The 17,596-nt window shown below is 62.4% G+C and carries 15 protein-coding genes and 1 pseudogene; 5 read left to right on the top strand and 11 right to left on the bottom strand.

The annotated features are described in order from the left end of the window. Nucleotides 1-7: 7 nt before the first annotated feature. The gene (locus Amn_RS20720; protein WP_286291308.1) at nt 8-2,020 is read right to left on the bottom strand and encodes a bifunctional metallophosphatase/5'-nucleotidase; all 2,013 of its coding nucleotides are present in this window, start codon (nt 2,018-2,020) and stop codon (nt 8-10) included. A gap of 239 nt (nt 2,021-2,259) precedes the next feature. Between Amn_RS20720 and Amn_RS20715 the strand changes: the two genes are divergently transcribed. Then, a complete protein-coding gene (locus tag Amn_RS20715; RefSeq protein ID WP_067959264.1) occupies nt 2,260-2,604 on the top strand; it encodes a MerR family transcriptional regulator in 345 nt (114 codons plus the stop codon). Beyond that, nucleotides 2,601-3,011: a TipAS antibiotic-recognition domain-containing protein gene (locus tag Amn_RS20710; RefSeq protein WP_067959267.1), complete on the top strand. Its 411-nt coding sequence runs from the start codon at nt 2,601-2,603 to the stop codon at nt 3,009-3,011. The genes Amn_RS20715 and Amn_RS20710 overlap by 4 nt, the downstream gene beginning before the upstream one ends. Nucleotides 3,012-3,145: 134 nt before the next feature. Here the strand turns inward: Amn_RS20710 and Amn_RS20705 are convergent, their stop codons facing one another. From Amn_RS20705 to Amn_RS20670, 8 genes and pseudogenes are all read right to left on the bottom strand, one after another. Continuing rightward, on the bottom strand, nt 3,146-4,825 hold the full coding sequence (locus tag Amn_RS20705; RefSeq protein WP_067965347.1) for a formate--tetrahydrofolate ligase: 1,680 nt from the start codon (nt 4,823-4,825) through the stop codon (nt 3,146-3,148). Between the two features lie 225 nt (nt 4,826-5,050). Further along, nucleotides 5,051-6,175 carry a DUF2333 family protein gene (locus tag Amn_RS20700; protein WP_067959273.1) on the bottom strand — a complete coding sequence of 375 codons (1,125 nt, stop codon included), beginning with the start codon at nt 6,173-6,175 and terminating at the stop codon, nt 5,051-5,053. 11 nt (nt 6,176-6,186) lie between these two features. Further along, a complete protein-coding gene (locus Amn_RS20695; RefSeq protein WP_286291298.1) occupies nt 6,187-7,473 on the bottom strand; it encodes a DUF6638 family protein in 1,287 nt (428 codons plus the stop codon). Nucleotides 7,474-7,538: 65 nt separating this feature from the next. After that, a pseudogene (locus Amn_RS20690) lies at nt 7,539-7,948 on the bottom strand (endonuclease domain-containing protein). Between the two features lie 59 nt (nt 7,949-8,007). After that, nucleotides 8,008-9,918, bottom strand: a complete 1,911-nt coding sequence (locus tag Amn_RS20685; RefSeq protein ID WP_286291296.1) for an AAA family ATPase — start codon at nt 9,916-9,918, stop codon at nt 8,008-8,010. A 196-nt stretch (nt 9,919-10,114) separates the two neighbouring features. Continuing rightward, complete coding sequence (locus Amn_RS20680; RefSeq protein ID WP_286291293.1) at nt 10,115-11,263, bottom strand: hypothetical protein; 1,149 nt, start codon at nt 11,261-11,263, stop codon at nt 10,115-10,117. A 223-nt stretch (nt 11,264-11,486) separates the two neighbouring features. Then, nucleotides 11,487-12,575, bottom strand: coding sequence for a hypothetical protein (locus tag Amn_RS20675; protein ID WP_067959283.1), 1,089 nt, complete (start codon nt 12,573-12,575; stop codon nt 11,487-11,489). A 106-nt stretch (nt 12,576-12,681) separates the two neighbouring features. Beyond that, nucleotides 12,682-13,296, bottom strand: coding sequence for a thymidine kinase (locus tag Amn_RS20670; protein WP_286291290.1), 615 nt, complete (start codon nt 13,294-13,296; stop codon nt 12,682-12,684). Nucleotides 13,297-13,508: 212 nt separating this feature from the next. Between Amn_RS20670 and choX the strand changes: the two genes are divergently transcribed. From choX to choV, 3 genes are all read left to right on the top strand, one after another. Then, nucleotides 13,509-14,444 (top strand): choline ABC transporter substrate-binding protein, encoded by a 936-nt coding sequence (gene choX, locus Amn_RS20665; protein ID WP_286291287.1) that lies wholly within the window; start codon nt 13,509-13,511, stop codon nt 14,442-14,444. 129 nt (nt 14,445-14,573) lie between these two features. Then, nucleotides 14,574-15,428, top strand: a complete 855-nt coding sequence (gene choW / locus Amn_RS20660; protein ID WP_067959292.1) for a choline ABC transporter permease subunit — start codon at nt 14,574-14,576, stop codon at nt 15,426-15,428. Further along, nucleotides 15,425-16,606: a choline ABC transporter ATP-binding protein gene (gene choV, locus Amn_RS20655; RefSeq protein WP_286291282.1), complete on the top strand. Its 1,182-nt coding sequence runs from the start codon at nt 15,425-15,427 to the stop codon at nt 16,604-16,606. Before choW ends, choV begins: the two co-directional genes overlap by 4 nt. Before the next feature lie 46 nt (nt 16,607-16,652). On the opposite strand, the gene Amn_RS20650 is transcribed toward choV, so the two are convergent. Beyond that, a complete protein-coding gene (locus tag Amn_RS20650) occupies nt 16,653-17,159 on the bottom strand; it encodes a hypothetical protein (protein ID WP_286291280.1) in 507 nt (168 codons plus the stop codon). Further along, nucleotides 17,156-17,509, bottom strand: coding sequence for a hypothetical protein (locus Amn_RS20645; protein ID WP_154384742.1), 354 nt, complete (start codon nt 17,507-17,509; stop codon nt 17,156-17,158). Before Amn_RS20645 ends, Amn_RS20650 begins: the two co-directional genes overlap by 4 nt. Nucleotides 17,510-17,596 lie beyond the last annotated feature (87 nt).

Here is a 17,596-nt window from a genome sequence, read left to right as displayed (position 1 = left end):
GCTATGGTTAGGCTTCGATCCGCACCCGCTGATCCAGTGTCAGACCCATGTCCGGGCCAACGGTCCTTGCCTCGCGAATGAGTGCCACGACCTCGTTGCGGGAGACCATGCCGGTGTGATCGAACGGCAAGCCCCTGAGGTCCATGCTTGGGATCTGGCCGGGCACTTCGCCGCCGATCGGCTTGCCGTTCCAGGTTTCGCCAAAACCGCCCAGCGCGACGTAGGTGTTGAACGCAACCTTGAACTGCCGATCGAGGACGTCCTCGATCGGCTTGCCCGCGATCGTGATGGCCGTCGCCGTGGCCTCGATGGCAGATGCGTTCAGCTTGATCGTGTAGCGCAGGGCGGAAGAGAAATGCAGGAAGCCGCGCGAAACGAAGGCTGAAGTGTCGACCTTGCTCACTTCTTCCGGCCGCAGCACACGCTTGGCGTTGCTCTGGAGCATGTCGCGGATCTGGGCGCCGGTCATCGTGGCCACGTGCACGCCGTCGGCATAAGGCATGACATCATACCACTGGCGGAAGCTGAGCGGTCCCTGTGGCAGACCCGAGGTGATGCCCGAAGCGTTGAACAACGCCACGTCGATGCGGCCGCCGGGGAAATCCTCCGAACGCCTGACCAGCGCGTCGTTCATGAAATTGGCAAGCGCGGTCTCGCCAACATAACGATCGGCGAAGGTGCGTTCGTTCGAAACGAGCGTGTCGTCCGGAACCTGGCCGATGACTTCGTTCAGTCTCGTGTCGAGCGCCTTGATCAGCGGTGCCACATGCGTCTGTTCGAAATCGACGTCGTAGTCCGCTTCCTGTTCGAAGGTCTCGTAGCCGGCCTCGCCAGCCTTGATGCGCTGGTCGCGCGCCTTGGTGGGACGCAGGCCGACCGAAGTGAACCAGCCCTTGCGGCCGTTGTCGCTGCGGATCGATATGGCGATCTCGCCGAGATAGGCGCCATGGGCCTGCGCCTGCGTGATCAGCACGCCTTCGACGACATTGTCGGTGTCGATACCCTCGGCGTTGAGCTTGGTGTGGGTATGGGCGCCGATGATAACGATCGGCTTGTCCGTCAGAGGGGCGATGGCCTGGGCGATGGCGAAGTCGCCTTCGCCGACGGTGCGGGCGGTGCCCGCCTTGCCGCTCTTGTGCTGGTCGCCGCCATAACCGCAGTGCGACAGCACAACCACGATGTCGGCGACCGACGCCACCGCCGGCAGCACGTTGCGCACAGCTTCGAGGGGGCTGGCGACCGCAAGCTTCGGGTCGGCGGGCTGGCCGACGCGCGTGTCGACGGAAGTGGTCAGGCCGACGAAACCGATTCGCAGTCCCTTCGCCTCGCCGATCACGGCGGCGAAGTAGTCTTCGTCACGCTTCAAGTCCGAGGAACCATGCACGTTTGCCGACAGCAACGGGAAGCTGGCATCGGTCTCGATGCCCTTCTTCAACACGGCAGCGCCACGGTCGAATTCATGATTGCCGAGCACGGCGACATCCACGCCGCCGGCGGAATAGACGCGGTATCCGGCGTCGGCGATGAACTCGTCCGGCGACCATCCAAGCAGTTCGTCGAAGATCGATCCGGTGTGATCGTCGCCACCGGAAACAAACAGCACCACCTCGTCGGCGACGGCGTTGGCGCGTGCGTCCTTCACCTGCTTGACCATCTGCGAGAAGACGTGGGTGTCGCCCTTCTTCGCGTGCATTTCGGTGATGTGGTTGTGCAAGTCGTTGAAATGCATCAGCCGCAGCAGGCGGCGTTCGCCCATTTCCAGCCCTGACATGGGGACGGCCGCGCCCGTTTCGGTCACGATCGCCTTGATCGGCCCGGCCAGCGGGTCGCCCTTGAGCAGGTAGAGCTTTTCAAAGGCGCCGTTCGAATTCGGCGTCGCGGCGATCATGGCAAGTTCACCAGCCGCAGGCGCTGCTTGCGCGCGGAAAACGATGTAGGGAGATATGGCTGCTGTAGCAGCCAGCGCTGCGCCGCCTTTCAGCATCGAACGTCGCGAAAGGCTGCCTTTATGCGTAGTCATGTAGTCTTCCTTGCTGGTCCCACGCGACATGCGTGGACTCATGGCGGGCAGGCCTAGAGTGACCACATGACAGTGCGATGAAGCTCTTGGGAACTAACAAGTTTCCTGCACAGCGTGCCGCAACGACAAGATCGGGGATGGTGCAGCCAGGTTCCGTCTGCGGTGGCTGCTTCTTTCTCTCGCTTGACCCTCACGCGGCGTGAGGGACTACTCATCCGGTCCTGCGGAGACATGGTCGGATGACGGCATATGCTGTGAGTGAACTGGCGCGGCTTGCCGGCCTGACGGTCCGGACGTTGCACCACTATCACGACATCGGTCTGCTCAACCCCGTTCTTGTCGGCGCGAACGGCTATCGAAGCTATGGCGAAGAACAACTGCTGCGGCTGCAGCAGGTGCTCATCCACCGCGAACTCGGCATCCGCTCGGCGAGATCGCTGCCATCCTCGATGCGCCCGGTTTCGACCGGCTCGCGTCGATCTGGCAGCAGCGCCGGCGGCTGGAGGCCGAGGCAAGCCGCCACCGCCAGCTTGTCAGGACGATCGATCGCACGATCGCCAAACTCGAAGGAGATCGCGCGATGAAGAATGCCGAACTGTACAAAGGCTTTTCCGAAAAGCAGGCGGAGCATGAAGGCTGGCTGGTCGAGCGTTACGGCGGGCCGATGCGCAAGGCAGTTAGCCATGCGCCGAAGCTCAGCTATGAGCAGAGCAACGCGATGTCCGAGCTGCGCGACATCGAACAGTCACTGGCGTCAGCCATGGAAAAGGGCATCGAGCCCGAGGCGCGCGAACTCGACATGCTGGTCGAGCGCCACCACCGCTGGGTCAGCCGCATGTGGCCGCAGCCTTGTACGATGGATGCCTATGCAGGCCTCGCCGACACCTACGACCACCCTGACTTTGCCCGGCGCTACGAGACGCTGGCGCCGGGCCTTGCCAGCTGGCTGCCCACGGCGATGAAGGCCTGGGCACGACGCAAGGCCGCCTGAAGTCGTAGAGCACGCGCCTGTTGGGACTTGCGCCAATGACGGCGATGGGCGTTTCGAGGAAAGCGATGCGCCCGAAAAAGAAAAGGGGCGGGGCCTTGCGGCCTCGCCCCTCCGTCTGGGTATGGCGCCCGAACTCAGAACAGTCCTTCGATCTGGCCCTGTTCGTTGAGGAAGATCTTCTCGGATGACGGTGCCTTGGGCAGGCCGGGCATGGTCATGATCTCACCGCAGATGGCGACGATGAAGCCGGCACCTGCTGCCAGGCGCACTTCACGCACCGGCACGACGTGGTCGACAGGGGCACCCCTGAGGTTCGGGTCGGTCGAGAACGAATACTGCGTCTTGGCCATGCACACCGGCAGGTGGCCGTAGCCGGCCTGTTCCCAGGCATGCAGCTGGTCGCGCACCGACTTGTCGGCGATGGCTTCGGAGCCACGGTAGATGCGCTTGACGATGGTGTCGATCTTGTCGAACAGCTTCATGTCGTCGGGATAGAGCGGCGAGAACTGCGAGGCGCCGCTTTCGGCCAGCTGCACCACCTTGTGGGCGAGCTCCTCGATGCCGGCCGACCCCTTGGCCCAGTGCTTGCACAGGATCGCTTCCGCACCCATCGAGGCGACATACTCCTTCATCGCTGCGATTTCGGCGTCGGTGTCGGAGACGAAGTGGTTCATCGCCACCACCACAGGCACGCCGAACTGCTTGACGTTCTCGATGTGGCGGCCAAGGTTGGCGCAGCCCTTCTTCACCGCCTCGACATTCTCCTTGCCGAGCTCTTCCTTCTTGACGCCGCCATTCATCTTCATCGCGCGCACGGTGGCGACGATGACGGCGGCTGCCGGCTTGAGACCCGCCTTGCGGCACTTGATGTCGAAGAACTTCTCGGCACCGAGGTCAGCGCCGAAGCCGGCTTCGGTGACGACATAGTCGGCGAGCTTGAGGGCGGTGGTGGTGGCGACCACCGAGTTGCAGCCATGGGCGATGTTGGCGAAGGGGCCACCATGGACGAAGGCCGGGTTGTTCTCCAATGTCTGCACCAGGTTCGGCTGCACCGCATCCTTCAGCAGCACGGCCATGGCGCCATCGGCCTTGAGGTCGCGGGCATAGACGGCGGTCTTGTCGCGGCGATAGGCGACGATGATGTCGCCGAGGCGCTTCTCGAGATCTTTCAGATCGGTTGCCAGGCACAGGATCGCCATCACTTCGGAAGCGACGGTGATGTCGAAGCCGGCTTCACGCGGAAAGCCGTTGGCGACGCCGCCGAGCGAGCAGTTGATCTGGCGCAGCGCCCGGTCGTTCATGTCCATCACCCGGCGCCAGACGACGCGGCGGGTGTCGATGCCGAGCTCGTTGCCCCAGTAGATGTGGTTGTCGATCAGCGCCGACAAAAGGTTGTGGGCGGTGGTGATGGCGTGGAAGTCGCCGGTGAAGTGGAGGTTCATGTCCTCCATCGGCACGACCTGGGCATAACCGCCGCCGGCAGCACCGCCCTTGACGCCGAAGTTCGGCCCGAGCGAGGCTTCACGGATGCAGACGATGGCCTTCTTGCCGATGCGGTTCAGGCCGTCACCGAGGCCGACCGTGGTGGTGGTCTTGCCTTCGCCGGCCGGCGTCGGGTTGATCGCGGTGACCAGGATCAGCTTGCCGTCCTTGTTCTTGCGCGCATTGGCGATGAACTCGGCCGAGATCTTCGCCTTGTCGTGGCCATAAGGCAGCAGATGCTCGGTCGGAATGCCGATCTTGGCACCGACCTCCTGGATCTGCTTCTTCTTCGCCGCACGCGCGATCTCGATGTCGGTCTTGAATTCGGCCATGACGGCTCCTCCACAATGTTTGTTCCAATGGCGCGACGGCCATCGCAGTCGCCGCCATAGAAGCGCGACATCGCCATCGCCTGCCGTCTCAAAACAGCCGCCCAATGCACGGATTGCGACAGGGCAGGTGAGTGAATAGGGAGCAGCGAATAGCGAGTGGAGAGGAGCCGCGACGCTAGGAGCGCGCCTCTCACCACCACTCCCTATTCGCTATTCGCCATCCCCTTACCTGCTCAGCACGTTGCTGATCTCGACCAGATTCGAACGGACGCGCAGGATGTAGAAGCCCATGGTGATCAGGTGCGAGGGCATGAACCAGCCGTTTTCAGCACCATTGGAGATGATGAAGGGCTGGATGTTGAGGGCGGCACGAGTCTGCTGCTCCATCGTATCCCAAAGATTGTCGAGGTTGCGTGTCTTAAGCACGTCCTCAAAATCGGCATGGGTCGCCTTGAGCAGGCCGTAATAGCCGTAGAGCTGGCCATAGGCGAACCAGAAGCGGTCGTCGGCGCGCGGGTCGAACCAGCCATTGTTGTAGTTCTCGGCGCGGTCCTTGAGGATCGCCGACGTCGCGCCGATGTCGTTGGAAATGCGGTCGATGAACTGGATCAGATTGTCGGCGCGGGCGTCGAACACCGCCTGGCACTTCTCGAGGCGGCCGTTGAAATTGTTCAGGCTCTTGATCGCCGAGCGGTAGTAGCTTGGGGTCGGCGTCTTGGGGCCGAACGGGGTCAGGCCGAAATACCAGGTGTATTCGTCGAACTGCATGTTGCCACGGGCGTCCTGCAGATCGGAATCGACCTGGCTGGTGCCACGCACGCGGCCGAGATTGTCGGCCAGTTCGGTGGTCGTGCGGCGGATCGCCTGGTTGATGCCGCGCTGGAACGAAGCCTTGTTGTCGAGGAAAGGCGTGTGATCCCAGGACAGGCCGAACAGGCCGGTCTTGTACAGGACCATAGACGAGATCCAGGCATTCTGGTTGACGTTGAGGTCGATCAGTTCAGCGGAGATGTCGGCGATCGCCGAACGGCCGCAGGTCTTGGCGGTGTCGGTGCCGCCGCCGGCGACAACCTGCTCGCCGGCCGAGACATTGCGGTTCTCGAAATTATGCGTCGCTACATAGTCGGGGTTGAAGTTGGTCCACACCTGGGTGTTCCAGCCAAAGTAGCCATACAGCGCCACAAGCCCGACGACAGCGCCGCCAACCAGCGTCTTCAGCACCCATCCGCGCTGGACGAACCAGCGCCAGGCCCAGATGAACGGCAGCAACAATATGCCGATGACGAAGCCAAGGCCCCTACCGATCAGCTGAAACATCCGGGTGAAGAAACTCACGATCGGATCAAGCATTTGGAATCCCCTCAGTCGGTCAGGCCGTAGAGCTGTGCGCGGAACGCCGCCTTGTCTTTCAGATATGTGGTTTTCAATGTGTCGACAACATTGGATCGCCAGGTCTCGTTGAGCTCTTCATAATCCTTGTAGAAGCCTTGCTTGTTGAAGACATAACGCGAGACGAAATCCGACGGCACAAATTCGGAGATCAGACGGTTGGTCAGCCAGGCGTCGGGATGGTCGGTCTTGGCGCGCACCACCAGGAAGCGGTGCAGCGGAAATACCTCTTCCAGCCGCAACTGGCCGAGCTGGGCGATCTCGCGCTTGGCGGCATTGAGAAAGGGGAAGGTGCCGTCACGGTTGATCGCGTCGGCATGGCTGTGGATCCAGGTCTGCAGCCAGACCTTGTCGACCTTGCCGATGTCGCGCTTCGGCTCGGCCTCGCGGATCACGGCGCGCACAGCCATTTCAGCGCGGTGCTCGAGATAGCCCGAGCTTTCGATCCACGAGGCGCGGGGCAGGTCGAGCCGGCCGGTCGACGCCAGGAACTTGAACACCTTGTCGGCGTCCTTGATCGAGAGATAGCTCACCTGCCATGGCCGCGAGCGGCGGAAACCAGGCGCCGACGGATCTGATATGACCGTTGTCACATCAGGGTCGACGAAGACGTAGAGCCCGCCGAAATGGCTGGTCCAGAAGGCGTTGTGGCGGAAGATCACCTGGTCGGGCACCAGCGCGTTCTCACGGATATCGCCGCAGACCTTGGCAAGTTCGACCATGCGCTGGAGCATGGCATCGTCGCGCCAGGCCTCGGGCTCCTGCTTGAGCTTGTCGACAAGCTTGCCGAGCTCGGCCGCCTTGCCGAGCACATCCTCGGCCGACAGCACGCGGAACTCGACCTGGTTGATCGACAACAGGTCTTCGATGTCCTCGACCTTGGACACCGAATCCTCGATCTCGCCGTAGATCACGTCCTTGATCGTCAGCGCATCGATGGCGCGCTGGTTCTTCGACATGAATTCGAAAAGCAACTGCGAGGTGTTGGAGAATGCCGTGTGCACGACCGGCAAGTCGATCTGCGACGGCGTCAGGATGATGAAGCGGCGGTTGACCTCGTTGGGGTCAAGATACTGGTAGTCGCCGAGCTCCTCGGCAATCTCTGGCGAGAAGCCGGTGCGGTCGATCTCGAAACTCTTGAGCTTCGTCGCGGGCAGGCCGAAAGCGGTCAGCGCCTTGTTATAGCGCCCGATCAAATGCGGTTCGTCGACCGGAAGGAGACGACCGTAGATGAGTTCATTGTCGCGGAGGAGGTCCATCTATTCCTTCTCCCCGCTTACGGGGAGAAGGTGCCCGAAGGGCGGATGAGGGGCAGCACCAAGCTTCACAGGTGATCCTCGTTCGAATGCGCAGGAAGAAACATCAGATCCAGGGCAATTGTCTTGTTGTCGAGCCGACCGTCAAGCACGGCAACAATCGTGCCCAGCAGCTGCTTGCGTCGCTGGAGCACATCGATGTGCCAAACTCTGATCACTGACCGTCCGTTTCGATTCATAGTCTCGTCACGATGCACATCCCGTATGTCGTGCGCGTGTTGGCTGCCATCAACTTCGACCACGAGATTGGCTTCTCGGCAGGCGAAGTCAGCGAAATAGGGGCCGGCATCTGGCGAATGAACTTATAGCCGTTCAAGCGTCTTGACCGAAGTTCGAACCAGAGCTTGTCCTCGGCATCATTATCCACTTGCCTAAGCTGCCGTGCCCGTGAAGTCTTGAGTTCATTTCCGCCACGCACTGCGCTGCCCCTCATCCGCCCTTTGGGCACCTTCTCCCCGTGAACGGGGAGAAGGAAACTCAAGCATTCCACAGCCCCTTCGCTTTCAGCTCCTCCATCTCCTTCGCCGCGCGCTCGCGCAGCCTTGCGTCGCGCAACAGCTTGGACACGGCGGCATCGTCTGATTTGTCGGAGTAGCGGAATTCGCTGTCGGCGTAGCGGTTGATCTCCTGCATCACCATGTCCATCGAGAACGGTCCGCGCAGCTCCTCGATCATCGCCTTCTTCTCGTCGTAGCCCTTGTGCATGAAAGCCTCGGGTTTTTCGAACCATTCGTCAGGCAGCTCGATGTCCATGGCGCGCATCTTGATCGCGTCGGTGACGTTCTTGATGGCGCGACCGGTGAAGCGTGGCTCGGCTTCTTTGATCATGTGCAAATAGGTGCCGACGTCGGCCAGCGTCTTGGGCGCGCCATTGTCCTTCATGAAGCGGTCGTAGACCTTTTCCAGGCCGTCTTCCTGCGGCTTGGCGTGCTCCTCATAGGCCTCGGTCACGGCGCGCTGGATCTCCTGCGCGGCATAAAGCTCATGCTCGCCGAGCGGGATCTTATGGTTCTTGCCGGCAAGCAGGACAAAGATGTCGATGTAGTCGTCGCGGGTCTGCGGGCCGTCGACCAGCCAGCGGGCGCCGGCGCGCTGGCGCAGCGCATCGTCGACATTCTCGGGATAGTTGGAGAACATGCCGAAGGAGCAGTTGCCGCGCACGACCGTGCCGGCACCGGCGAATGCATCCATCAGTACGCCGGTGATTTCCTGCTGGCCGGCCGACGCCCGGTCGTCGGAGCGCTTGGCGGCCACCTGGTCGATGTCGTCGATGGTGCCAAAGCCGATGGCGCGCGGGTTGAGCACGTTGTTGATGAACTGGCGGCAGTTCTGGCCAGACTTGCCCTGGTAGGACGAGATCTGGTCGACGCCGAAATTCTCGTAGGCGAAGGGATAGCCGGCGACCTGGCAGTAATTGTTGACCAGGCCTGCGATCATCTGGATCAGCGTGGTCTTGCCGGTGCCCGGTGCGCCGTCGCCGATGAAGGTGAACAGGAAGCCGCCGAGCTCGACAAACGGGTTCAGCTCGCGGTCGAAATCATAGGCCATCAGCATCTTGGCTAGCCGGACCGACTGGAATTTTGCGATGTGGTTGCCGACGACCTCCTGCGGCTTCTTGAAGGTCATCACCAGCGGCTTCGACTTCTTGCCCGGCGCGACGTCGAAGCCGTCGAGGGTGAAGTCGTCGGCGTCGATGCGGATATGGGCGTTCTCGAAGGCGCCGATGCCGTCGAAGCGGCTCTTGCGCTGCAACAGGCCCTCGATGGCTGTGCGGGCAAAGGCGCGACCGCGCGTCAGAAGGTCGGCATCGTCCTTGGCGCCCGACAGCGCTCGGTCGAGGCCGGAGACGATCGACTTCACCGCGTCCTGGGGCGTGTCGAACAGGAAGTCTGGTTCGCTGACGTCATTGGGCGCTTCGCCGTCGCTGTCGATCAGCTGGGCAAGGTAGGAGGCGAGCGTGAAGCCGGCGACATAGGCCGACGCCGACAGCAGCTTCTTGAAATGGCTGGCCTCGTCGCCCTCGAGCGGGCTGCGCGCATTCTTGGCCTGCAGCGCCTCCAAATCGGTCGAACGCGAGAACACGTCCGAAACGGCAAGCGCCACCGCAATGCCGCGGCGGGCGCGAAACAGCAGCGTGTGCTGTGGGATCGACATCAGTTGGTCGTCGGGGCGGATCGCCGTGACGGTCTTCTGCAACTCGACCTCGCGCGTCTTGCGGATCGAGCCGGCCGAAACCGTCGAGACGAAACGCCTGCTGGTGCCGGCAAGCGCCGTACCAGATTGGCCGGAGGAATCCTCCAGCACGACGATGCGGGTGATGAAGCTCTGCGCCGTGGCGCGGTGCTTCTCGATGTCGGCTTCGGAAATCGTGGTCAGGCCGGTGTCCATCAGATTTCTCCCGCTATCAGTGTTTTAGTCCTGCCAGGGTTTCCCCCACTCCGCCTCGCTGCGCTCGGCACCTCTCCCCTCTCCGGAGGGAGAGGAACGGCGCGAGGCCCGATGGCGGTCTTTCCTCTCCCCCCCGTCGAACGGGGGAGAGGTGTCGAGGCGAAGCCGAGACGGAGTGGGGGCGACCGCCTTGCTCTCAGACATCCGAGATCACCTGTCCCTTCGACAGGATGTGCACCTTGTAGCCGCCGAAGATCTTCTCGGCTTCGCCCGCGGCGTAGAGCGCCTGGTAAGCCTCGTGCGGGATCAGTGCGTGTTTCTCGTAGCTCGAGACGCCCTGGCGCGCGGCCTCGAGGTCGTCGGTGTTGATGAAGAACTCCTCGCTCGACGGCTCGCTCGACCACAGGCCCTTGCGGCCGGGCTTCTCGGCCTTGGAGTAGACCTCCTGGATAGTCCAGGTCAAAAGCCAGGCGTTTTCGGCCTTGCGCACTTTCGCCAGCACTTCGCTGACCGTCGAATTGTGCTCCGTGATGCCGGCCGAATAGAACGGGCCCAGCACCATCCGCCTGAGCTGCTTGGGGTGCAGGACGGGAAAATCCTTGTCGAGATTGGTGGCGACTGTCAGCGGTGACAGCGAATAGGCCGAGTTCTTCTCGGTGAAGTCGTCGAAGCGGTGGGCGAGATCGGGGTTGAGCAAGCCGTCGACCGGCAACGGGATCTCGATCCTCTCGTTGAGCCTGCCGCTGTCGGTGTCGACGAGCTGCTCGACCATCGCGTCCGACGAATCCTCGACGGTCGCCATATAGATCAGCGGCAGGTTGGCAGTGCCGTCGAAGCTGCCCCAGTGGACGAGATAATAGGGCCGCATCGACTTTGGATTGACCGACACCTTGGCCGTCTGCGCCAGGATGAAGGGCGAGAAGGTCGAGCCGTCCTTGACGTCCTCGAGATAGAGCCGCTCGGCCATCGAGCGCTGCAGCGCCTCGGGAAATTCCTTGTGGCGCAGGATGAAGTCGGCCATCTCCTCGCGCAACTCGCCCGGTGGTGGGATGCTGGCCAACCGCTGCGCCGCCGTCTTGCGGTCGTTTTCCAGTTCGAGCACGTTCTGGAACACCGGGAAGCCGCTCTCGGCGCGCGAAATCTTGAAGGTCTCCATGAAGCCGAGCCGGTTGCGCCAACAGGCGAAGGACCGTTCCAGTCGCGAGATATAGGCCGCCGCCACCTTCGCCACGATGCCGTGCCGGTAGAGCGGCGAGCGGTCGTCGCGCATGAAGATTTCAAGCCCGCTGAGCGCCGCCGCAATCGCGTCGAAGTAGCGGACGGCTGGGTCGTCTGTGGGGGTCATGGGCAAATTCTCGAATGCATGGACTCGACGTTGCCCCCCTCTGGCCTGCTGGCCATCTCCCCCACAAGGGGGTAGATCGGCTGTCGCGTTTCCTGTCGCCCGAACTTCATCGCCGAATACTGGCGAAGCGCCAACCACCGCCTAATCTCCCCCCTTGTGGGGGAGATGGCCGGCAGGCCAGAGGGGGGCGCGACAGGGCGCGACATTGCGGATGCTTGCTAGGTTACGGCTGCACGTAGTCCGAAGCGTTGTGCTTCTTCAGCACCTCGTCGAAGCGGCGGGCAAACGCGTCGTCGGCCAGCTTCTTGCGGCGCTGGATGTCGGCCGTCGCCACCATGTTTTTCTCGTGCAGTTCGAGCAGGTCGCCGATGTGCTTCTGGGCGGCGGCGCCGATGCCGGCCATGGTCTCTTCGGCGGTGTTGTCGACCTTCGAGCCCAGCGTATTGATCTTGTGGGCAACGTCCTGCTGCGCTGCCGTCTTCAGCGAGTCTTCCAGCGCCTTGTACAAGACGATGCGCTGCTCGGTGTCGATGGTCAGCTTGTTGATCAGCGTCGCCTGCGCTGCGATCTGGTTGTTCAGCGAATCGACGAAGGTCTGGAACATCGAGGTGTAGCGTTCGAGCGTCTGGCTCTCGGCCAGGATTTCCTGCTCCTTGGCCTGCTTCTCGTTGTATTCTGTGGCGAGCTTGGAACGCTCGGATTCGAGCTCGGTGCGCTCCTTCTGGCTGGTCGAGGCCGCGATCTTGTTTTCGATGTCGAGCAGAAGCGGGTTCAGCTCCTCGATGCGCTTCTGGGTCGCTTCGAGGTTTGACATCGTCACCTTGCGGCGCTCGATCACCTGGGAAAGGCTGGCCTCCGAGGTCTTGTAGCGCTCGTCGAGGACCTGCTTCTGCGCCTTCAGGATGCCGACGATGGTGTCGGACTTGACCAGCAGTTCCTGCAGATTGCCGGCCAGCGACATGTTGCGCACGCGGTCGGTGCGCATGCGCTGCTTGCTGGAATCGGAGAAGATGCCGACGAAGGTTTCCCAGCCGGTGAAGCTCTTCATGCTCTCGAATTCCGAACCGAAGACGTTGGTGGCGTCCTCAAGTCCGATGATCAGGTCGGCGATGTTGCCTTCCATCACCTTCTGCTGCTTCAGCACGTCCTGGATGCGCGCGTTCTCGATGTCGAAGTCGGAGGCGCCGATCTTGGCGTCCGTCGTGGCAATCTTGTCGAGCACTGTGCCCGACTGCTCGATCTTGCTCCGCATGTCCTCCACGACCTGCTTGGTCTTGGCGATCTCGGCATCGAAATTCTGCAGCGTTGCCATACGTTCCTCCGGTGTCGAATGCGGGACAGTGGCGCCGAATATATGTGGCGCATCTTGCGATTGAAAGACACACAGCCGCGGGCGAAAGCAATTATGCCGGGGCTACTTAGCTTGGTGTGGCAAATCCGATGAAGTCGTCGGGCTGGGCGCGGCCCATTTCCTCTTCCCAGTGGCGCCGACACAAGGAGACGTAGACGTCCTTGCCGATCGCCACCTGCTCGCCTTGGCGGGCGACCTTGCCGTCCGGGCCGAGCCGCACGACCATCGTCGCCTTGCGGCCGCAGCGGCAGATCGTGCGCACCTCGCGCAGGTCGTCGGCGATGGCGAGCAGCGCCCGCGAGCCCGAGAACAGATTGCCCTGGAAGTCGGTGCGCAGCCCGTAGCACATGACGGGAATGCCCAGCCTGTCGGCGACGCGCGCAAGCTGCCAGACCTGCTCTTCCTCGAGGAACTGCGCCTCGTCGACAAAGATACAGTGGACGGTCGTGTGCAGGTGATGCTCGGCGATGCGGGCATAGAGGTCGTCGCCGCCGCGGAACATCTCGGCGCCGGCTTCAAGCCCGATGCGCGAGGAGATGTAGCCGGTGTCGCCCTTGCGGTAGTGGCCTGCGACAAACAGCATCGTCGTCATGCCGCGCTCGCGGTAGTTGTAGGACGCCTGCAGCAGCATCGTCGTCTTGCCGGCATTCATCGTGGCGTAATGGAAATAGAGCTTGGCCATGGTTCTTCTAATCAGAAGCCGTCGGGCGCGGGGAGGGGCCAGCCCTGCCATCCACCGCAAAAAACCTTTGTGATGTCGCTGATGGATAAGCCAGCGGCGTCTGTCGTTGCGTCATGTCACTTGAATCCAAAGGAAAATGGTGTTTGGCTCGCGACAAAGACGAACAACAACAATACCGCGTTGCCGTCATAAATACGAATGGGAGATTCCATATGTCGCGCTTGAAACTACTCGCCGCCGCTGTCGGCGTGTCGGCGGTCATGACTGCCGGTGCCGCCTTTGCGGGCGATGCCGAAAGCTGCAAGAAGGTGCGCCTGTCCGATGTCGGCTGGACCGACATCCAGGCCACGACAGGCGTCGCTTCGGTGCTTTTGACCGCACTCGGCTACGAGCCGGAGGTTATCCAGCTGTCGGTGCCGGTCACCTACGCCTCGCTGAAGAACAAGGATCTCGACGTCTTCCTCGGCAACTGGATGCCGTCGATGACCGCCGACATCAAGGAATATGTCGCCGACGGCTCGGTCGAGACCATCGGCGAAAACCTGTCCGGCGCCGGCTACGGCATCGTCGTGCCGTCCTACGTCGCCGAAGGCGGGGTCAAGACGCTGACCGATCTCGGCAAGTTCAAGGACAAGTTCGGCGGCAAGATCTACGGCATCGAAGCCGGCAATGACGGAAACCGCATCATCCTCGACATGATCTCCAAGCCCGAGAACAATCTCACCGGCTTCGAGCTGGTCGAATCATCGGAAGCCGGCATGCTGACCCAGGCCGAGCAGTCGATGAAGTCGAACGAGTGGATCGCCTTCCTCGGCTGGACGCCGCATCCGGTCATGGGTGCGATGAAGATCGCCTATCTCGATGGCATGGGTGACTCGGGCTTTGGCGCTGCCACCGTCAGCACAAACGTGCGCAAGGGCTATGTCGCCGAGTGCCCGAATGTCGGCAAGTTCCTCGGCAATCTGAAGTTCAACCTGGACATGGAAGGCACCATGATGGATGCCATCCTCAAGGGTGGTAACGCCAATGACGTTGCCAAGGACTGGCTCAAGGCCAATCCGGATGCAGCAACGCCTTGGCTCAACGGCGTCACCACCTTCGACGGCGGCGACGCAACGGCTGCGGTGAAGGCTGCGCTGGCGAGCTAAAGCCGGCGTCCTTGCCTGCAAATGACATGATGAAGGGCAGCGAAGCGAGACAGCTGCCCTTTTTCGTATCAAGTTAAGCGAGAAGCGCCGGCGCGACCGGCGCCTGCGAAAGCAATAGAGAGGGGACAGATGGATCCGGTATCGAACTTGCTGGCTGCCTACAAGATTCCGATCGGCCTGTGGGGCAAGGCGTTCTTCACCTTCCTCACCGACAATTTCAACGCCATCTTCCGCGGCTTTTCCAACGGGCTCAACTTGTTGCTCGACGGGCTCGTCGACGGGCTGCTGCTGCTGCCTCCGGTGGTGGTCGTGGCGCTGGTCGCGGCTCTCGCTTGGTACCTGCAGCGTTCGCGGGCGCTGGCTATAGGGGTTGCGCTCGGTCTGCTGTTCATCATCAATCAGGGCCTTTGGAAGCAGACCGTCGAGACGCTGGTGCTGGTCGTTGCTGCCGCTGCCGCCTCGATGGCCATCGGCGTGCCGCTTGGCATCTGGGCGGCGCACAAGCCCAAGGTCTACCGCTTCATGTTGCCGGTACTCGACCTGATGCAGACGCTGCCGACCTTCGTCTACCTGATCCCGGTGCTCACCTTGTTCGGTCTTGGCAACGCGCCCGGCCTGATCGTCACCATCATCTTCGTCATTCCGACGGCGGTGCGCCTGACCCATCTCGGCGTCACGTCGGTGCCGACCGCGATCATCGAGGCCGGCCAGGCCTTTGGTGCCACCAAGCGCCAGCTGCTGTGGAAGGTCGAGCTACCGGCGGCCCTACCCACCATCATGGCGGGACTCACCCAGTGCATCATGCTGTCGCTGTCGATGGTCGTGTTCGCCGCCCTCATCGGCGCCGGCGGCCTCGGCACCGAAATCAACCGCGCGCTCGGCTCGCGCAAGATCGACCTCGGACTTGAAGCAGGGCTGGCGATCGTCGTGCTCGCCATCGTTCTCGACCGCATGACGCGCATCGGCGTGGGAGGCAAGAAATGAACGTCGCCGTCGATTTCAAGAATGTCGACATCGTCTTTGGTGCCGACACCTCCGCTTCGCTCGCCATGCTCGACAAGGGTGCCACTCGCGCCGAGATCCTCGAAAAGACCGGCAATGTGCTGGGTTGCGCCGGCGCCAACCTGACCATCAACGAGGGCGAAATATCTGTCCTGATGGGCCTTTCCGGCTCCGGCAAGTCGACGCTGCTGCGTGCCGTCAATCGCCTCAACATCGTTTCGCGTGGCCAGGTCATGGTCAAGGACGGCGACAGGATGGTCGACGTCGTCTCCTGCGACGAGCCGACCTTGCGCCGCCTGCGCCAGCACCAGGTCGCCATGGTGTTCCAGCAGTTCGGCCTTTTGCCCTGGCGTACGGTCGAGGAAAATGTCGGCCTCGGCCTCGAGCTTGCCGGCATGCCCGACGCCGAGCGCAAGGCCAAGGTCGGCAAGCAACTCGACCTCGTCAACCTGACGCCCTGGGCCAAGAAATACGCTCACGAGTTGTCCGGCGGCATGCAGCAGCGTGTCGGCTTGGCCCGCGCCTTCGCCACCGAAGCGCCGATCCTGTTGATGGACGAGCCATTCTCGGCGCTCGACCCGCTGATCCGCACCAAACTGCAGGACGAGCTGCTGCAGCTGCAGAAGACGCTGAAGAAGACTATCATCTTCGTCAGTCACGACCTCGAAGAAGCGCTCAAGATCGGCAACACCATCACCATCATGGAAGGGGGCCGCATCGTTCAGTCCGGGCCGCCAGAAGATATCGTGCTGCGTCCGGCCAATGACTATGTCCGCGACTTCATCGCCAACGTGAATCCGCTGTCGGTGCTCACCGCATGGAATGTCATGCGTGACCGCCGCGACCTTGAGGATGCGGGCGAAGGCTGGCTCTGGCTCGATCGGCGCAAGACCACGCGCTTCAAGATCGACGCGCAGGGCCTGGTTGCCGCTGCCGAGCGCAACGGCCAGCCCGCCGTATGGGTTTCGGTCGACGAGATCGACAAGTCGGCCGACGAGGCTTCGCACGTCTTCTGGGCGAAACCAGGCACATCGCTCAAGCTGGTGATGCTTGCCATGCATCGCTCGCAGACATCGCCCGTGGCGCTGTTCGACGATCAGTCCCGCTTCGTCGGCGCCATCGGCATCCGCGACGTGCTAAGTGCTGTGTTGAGGCGATGACAGCTTTTCTTCTCCCGGTAAACGGGGAGAAGAAAAGCCGCTCGGATCACTCTTCCTCATCACCCAGAAGCTCGTCCAGCTTGGCCGCATAAGGCTGCACGGCGTCGATATATTGCGCGCCTTCGGCGCGCAGGGCCCGTGTCTCGGCGATCTTTTCCTCGACGAAGCTGCGCATTTCGGTTTTCTGCTCGGCATTCAGGTCGCTGGCATCGACCTTTTCCGTAAGGCCAGAGAACGTCGCTTCGAAGCGTTCGGCGGCGATCGTCGCGAGATAGCCGCGGAAGGTGGCGCCGAGCGCTTCCTTCCAGCTTTCCCTGTCGAAGCCGGCCTTGGCGATGCGGCCGTCGAGCCCGGCATCGTTGTCGAACCAACGGTCGGCCTCCTCCTCGTCATAGGCGAGGCGACCAAGCTCTGGCTCAAGTTCGCCCAATAGCTGCACCACCTTGCCGGCCTCTTCGAGCGTCAACGCGCGGGCCGGCAGCACCAGCGCTCCGAGCGCCAGGCTCGCCGCCAGCAAGCCGCCAGCGACGCGGCGTCTGAAGACGGCGCTCATCCCATGCACTCCGCCTCGAGAGCCTTGTCGGCGTCGTTCTGCGCCTTGGCCTGAACCAGCGAACCGCCGACCGAGGCGACCGAGCCGGCGATCGCGCCGCCGCGGCCAAGTCCGCCGAAGCCGCCGACCATCGACAGCGCGCCGCCGAGCATGGCGGCATTCGTCTGCGCCTGGGTCGCCTTGCGCATCGCTTCCTCGCAGCGCTGGGCTGCCGTCTGCTTCTTGCCCTTGGGAGCCAACTGTGCTGCCGCCTTGGGTGCGCCTGCCGACGTCGTGGTGCTGGTCGTCGACGTCGTCTGGCTGCAGGCGGCGAGCATGCCGCACATCATCAATGCAATCGCTCTTTTCATGGATCTCTCGATTTCGCTGGAGAAGGCGCGAACTCTCTGGATGCGGGCCATGCGCGGACCGTCGACTCTGCCCAGTCGACGGTCCGG

Source organism: Aminobacter sp. Y103A (assembly GCF_030294925.1).
GTDB classification, from domain to species: domain Bacteria; phylum Pseudomonadota; class Alphaproteobacteria; order Rhizobiales; family Rhizobiaceae; genus Aminobacter; species Aminobacter ciceronei.
Note: the sequence above shows the minus strand (reverse complement) of the source record. Positions and strands in the feature narration are given on the sequence as shown.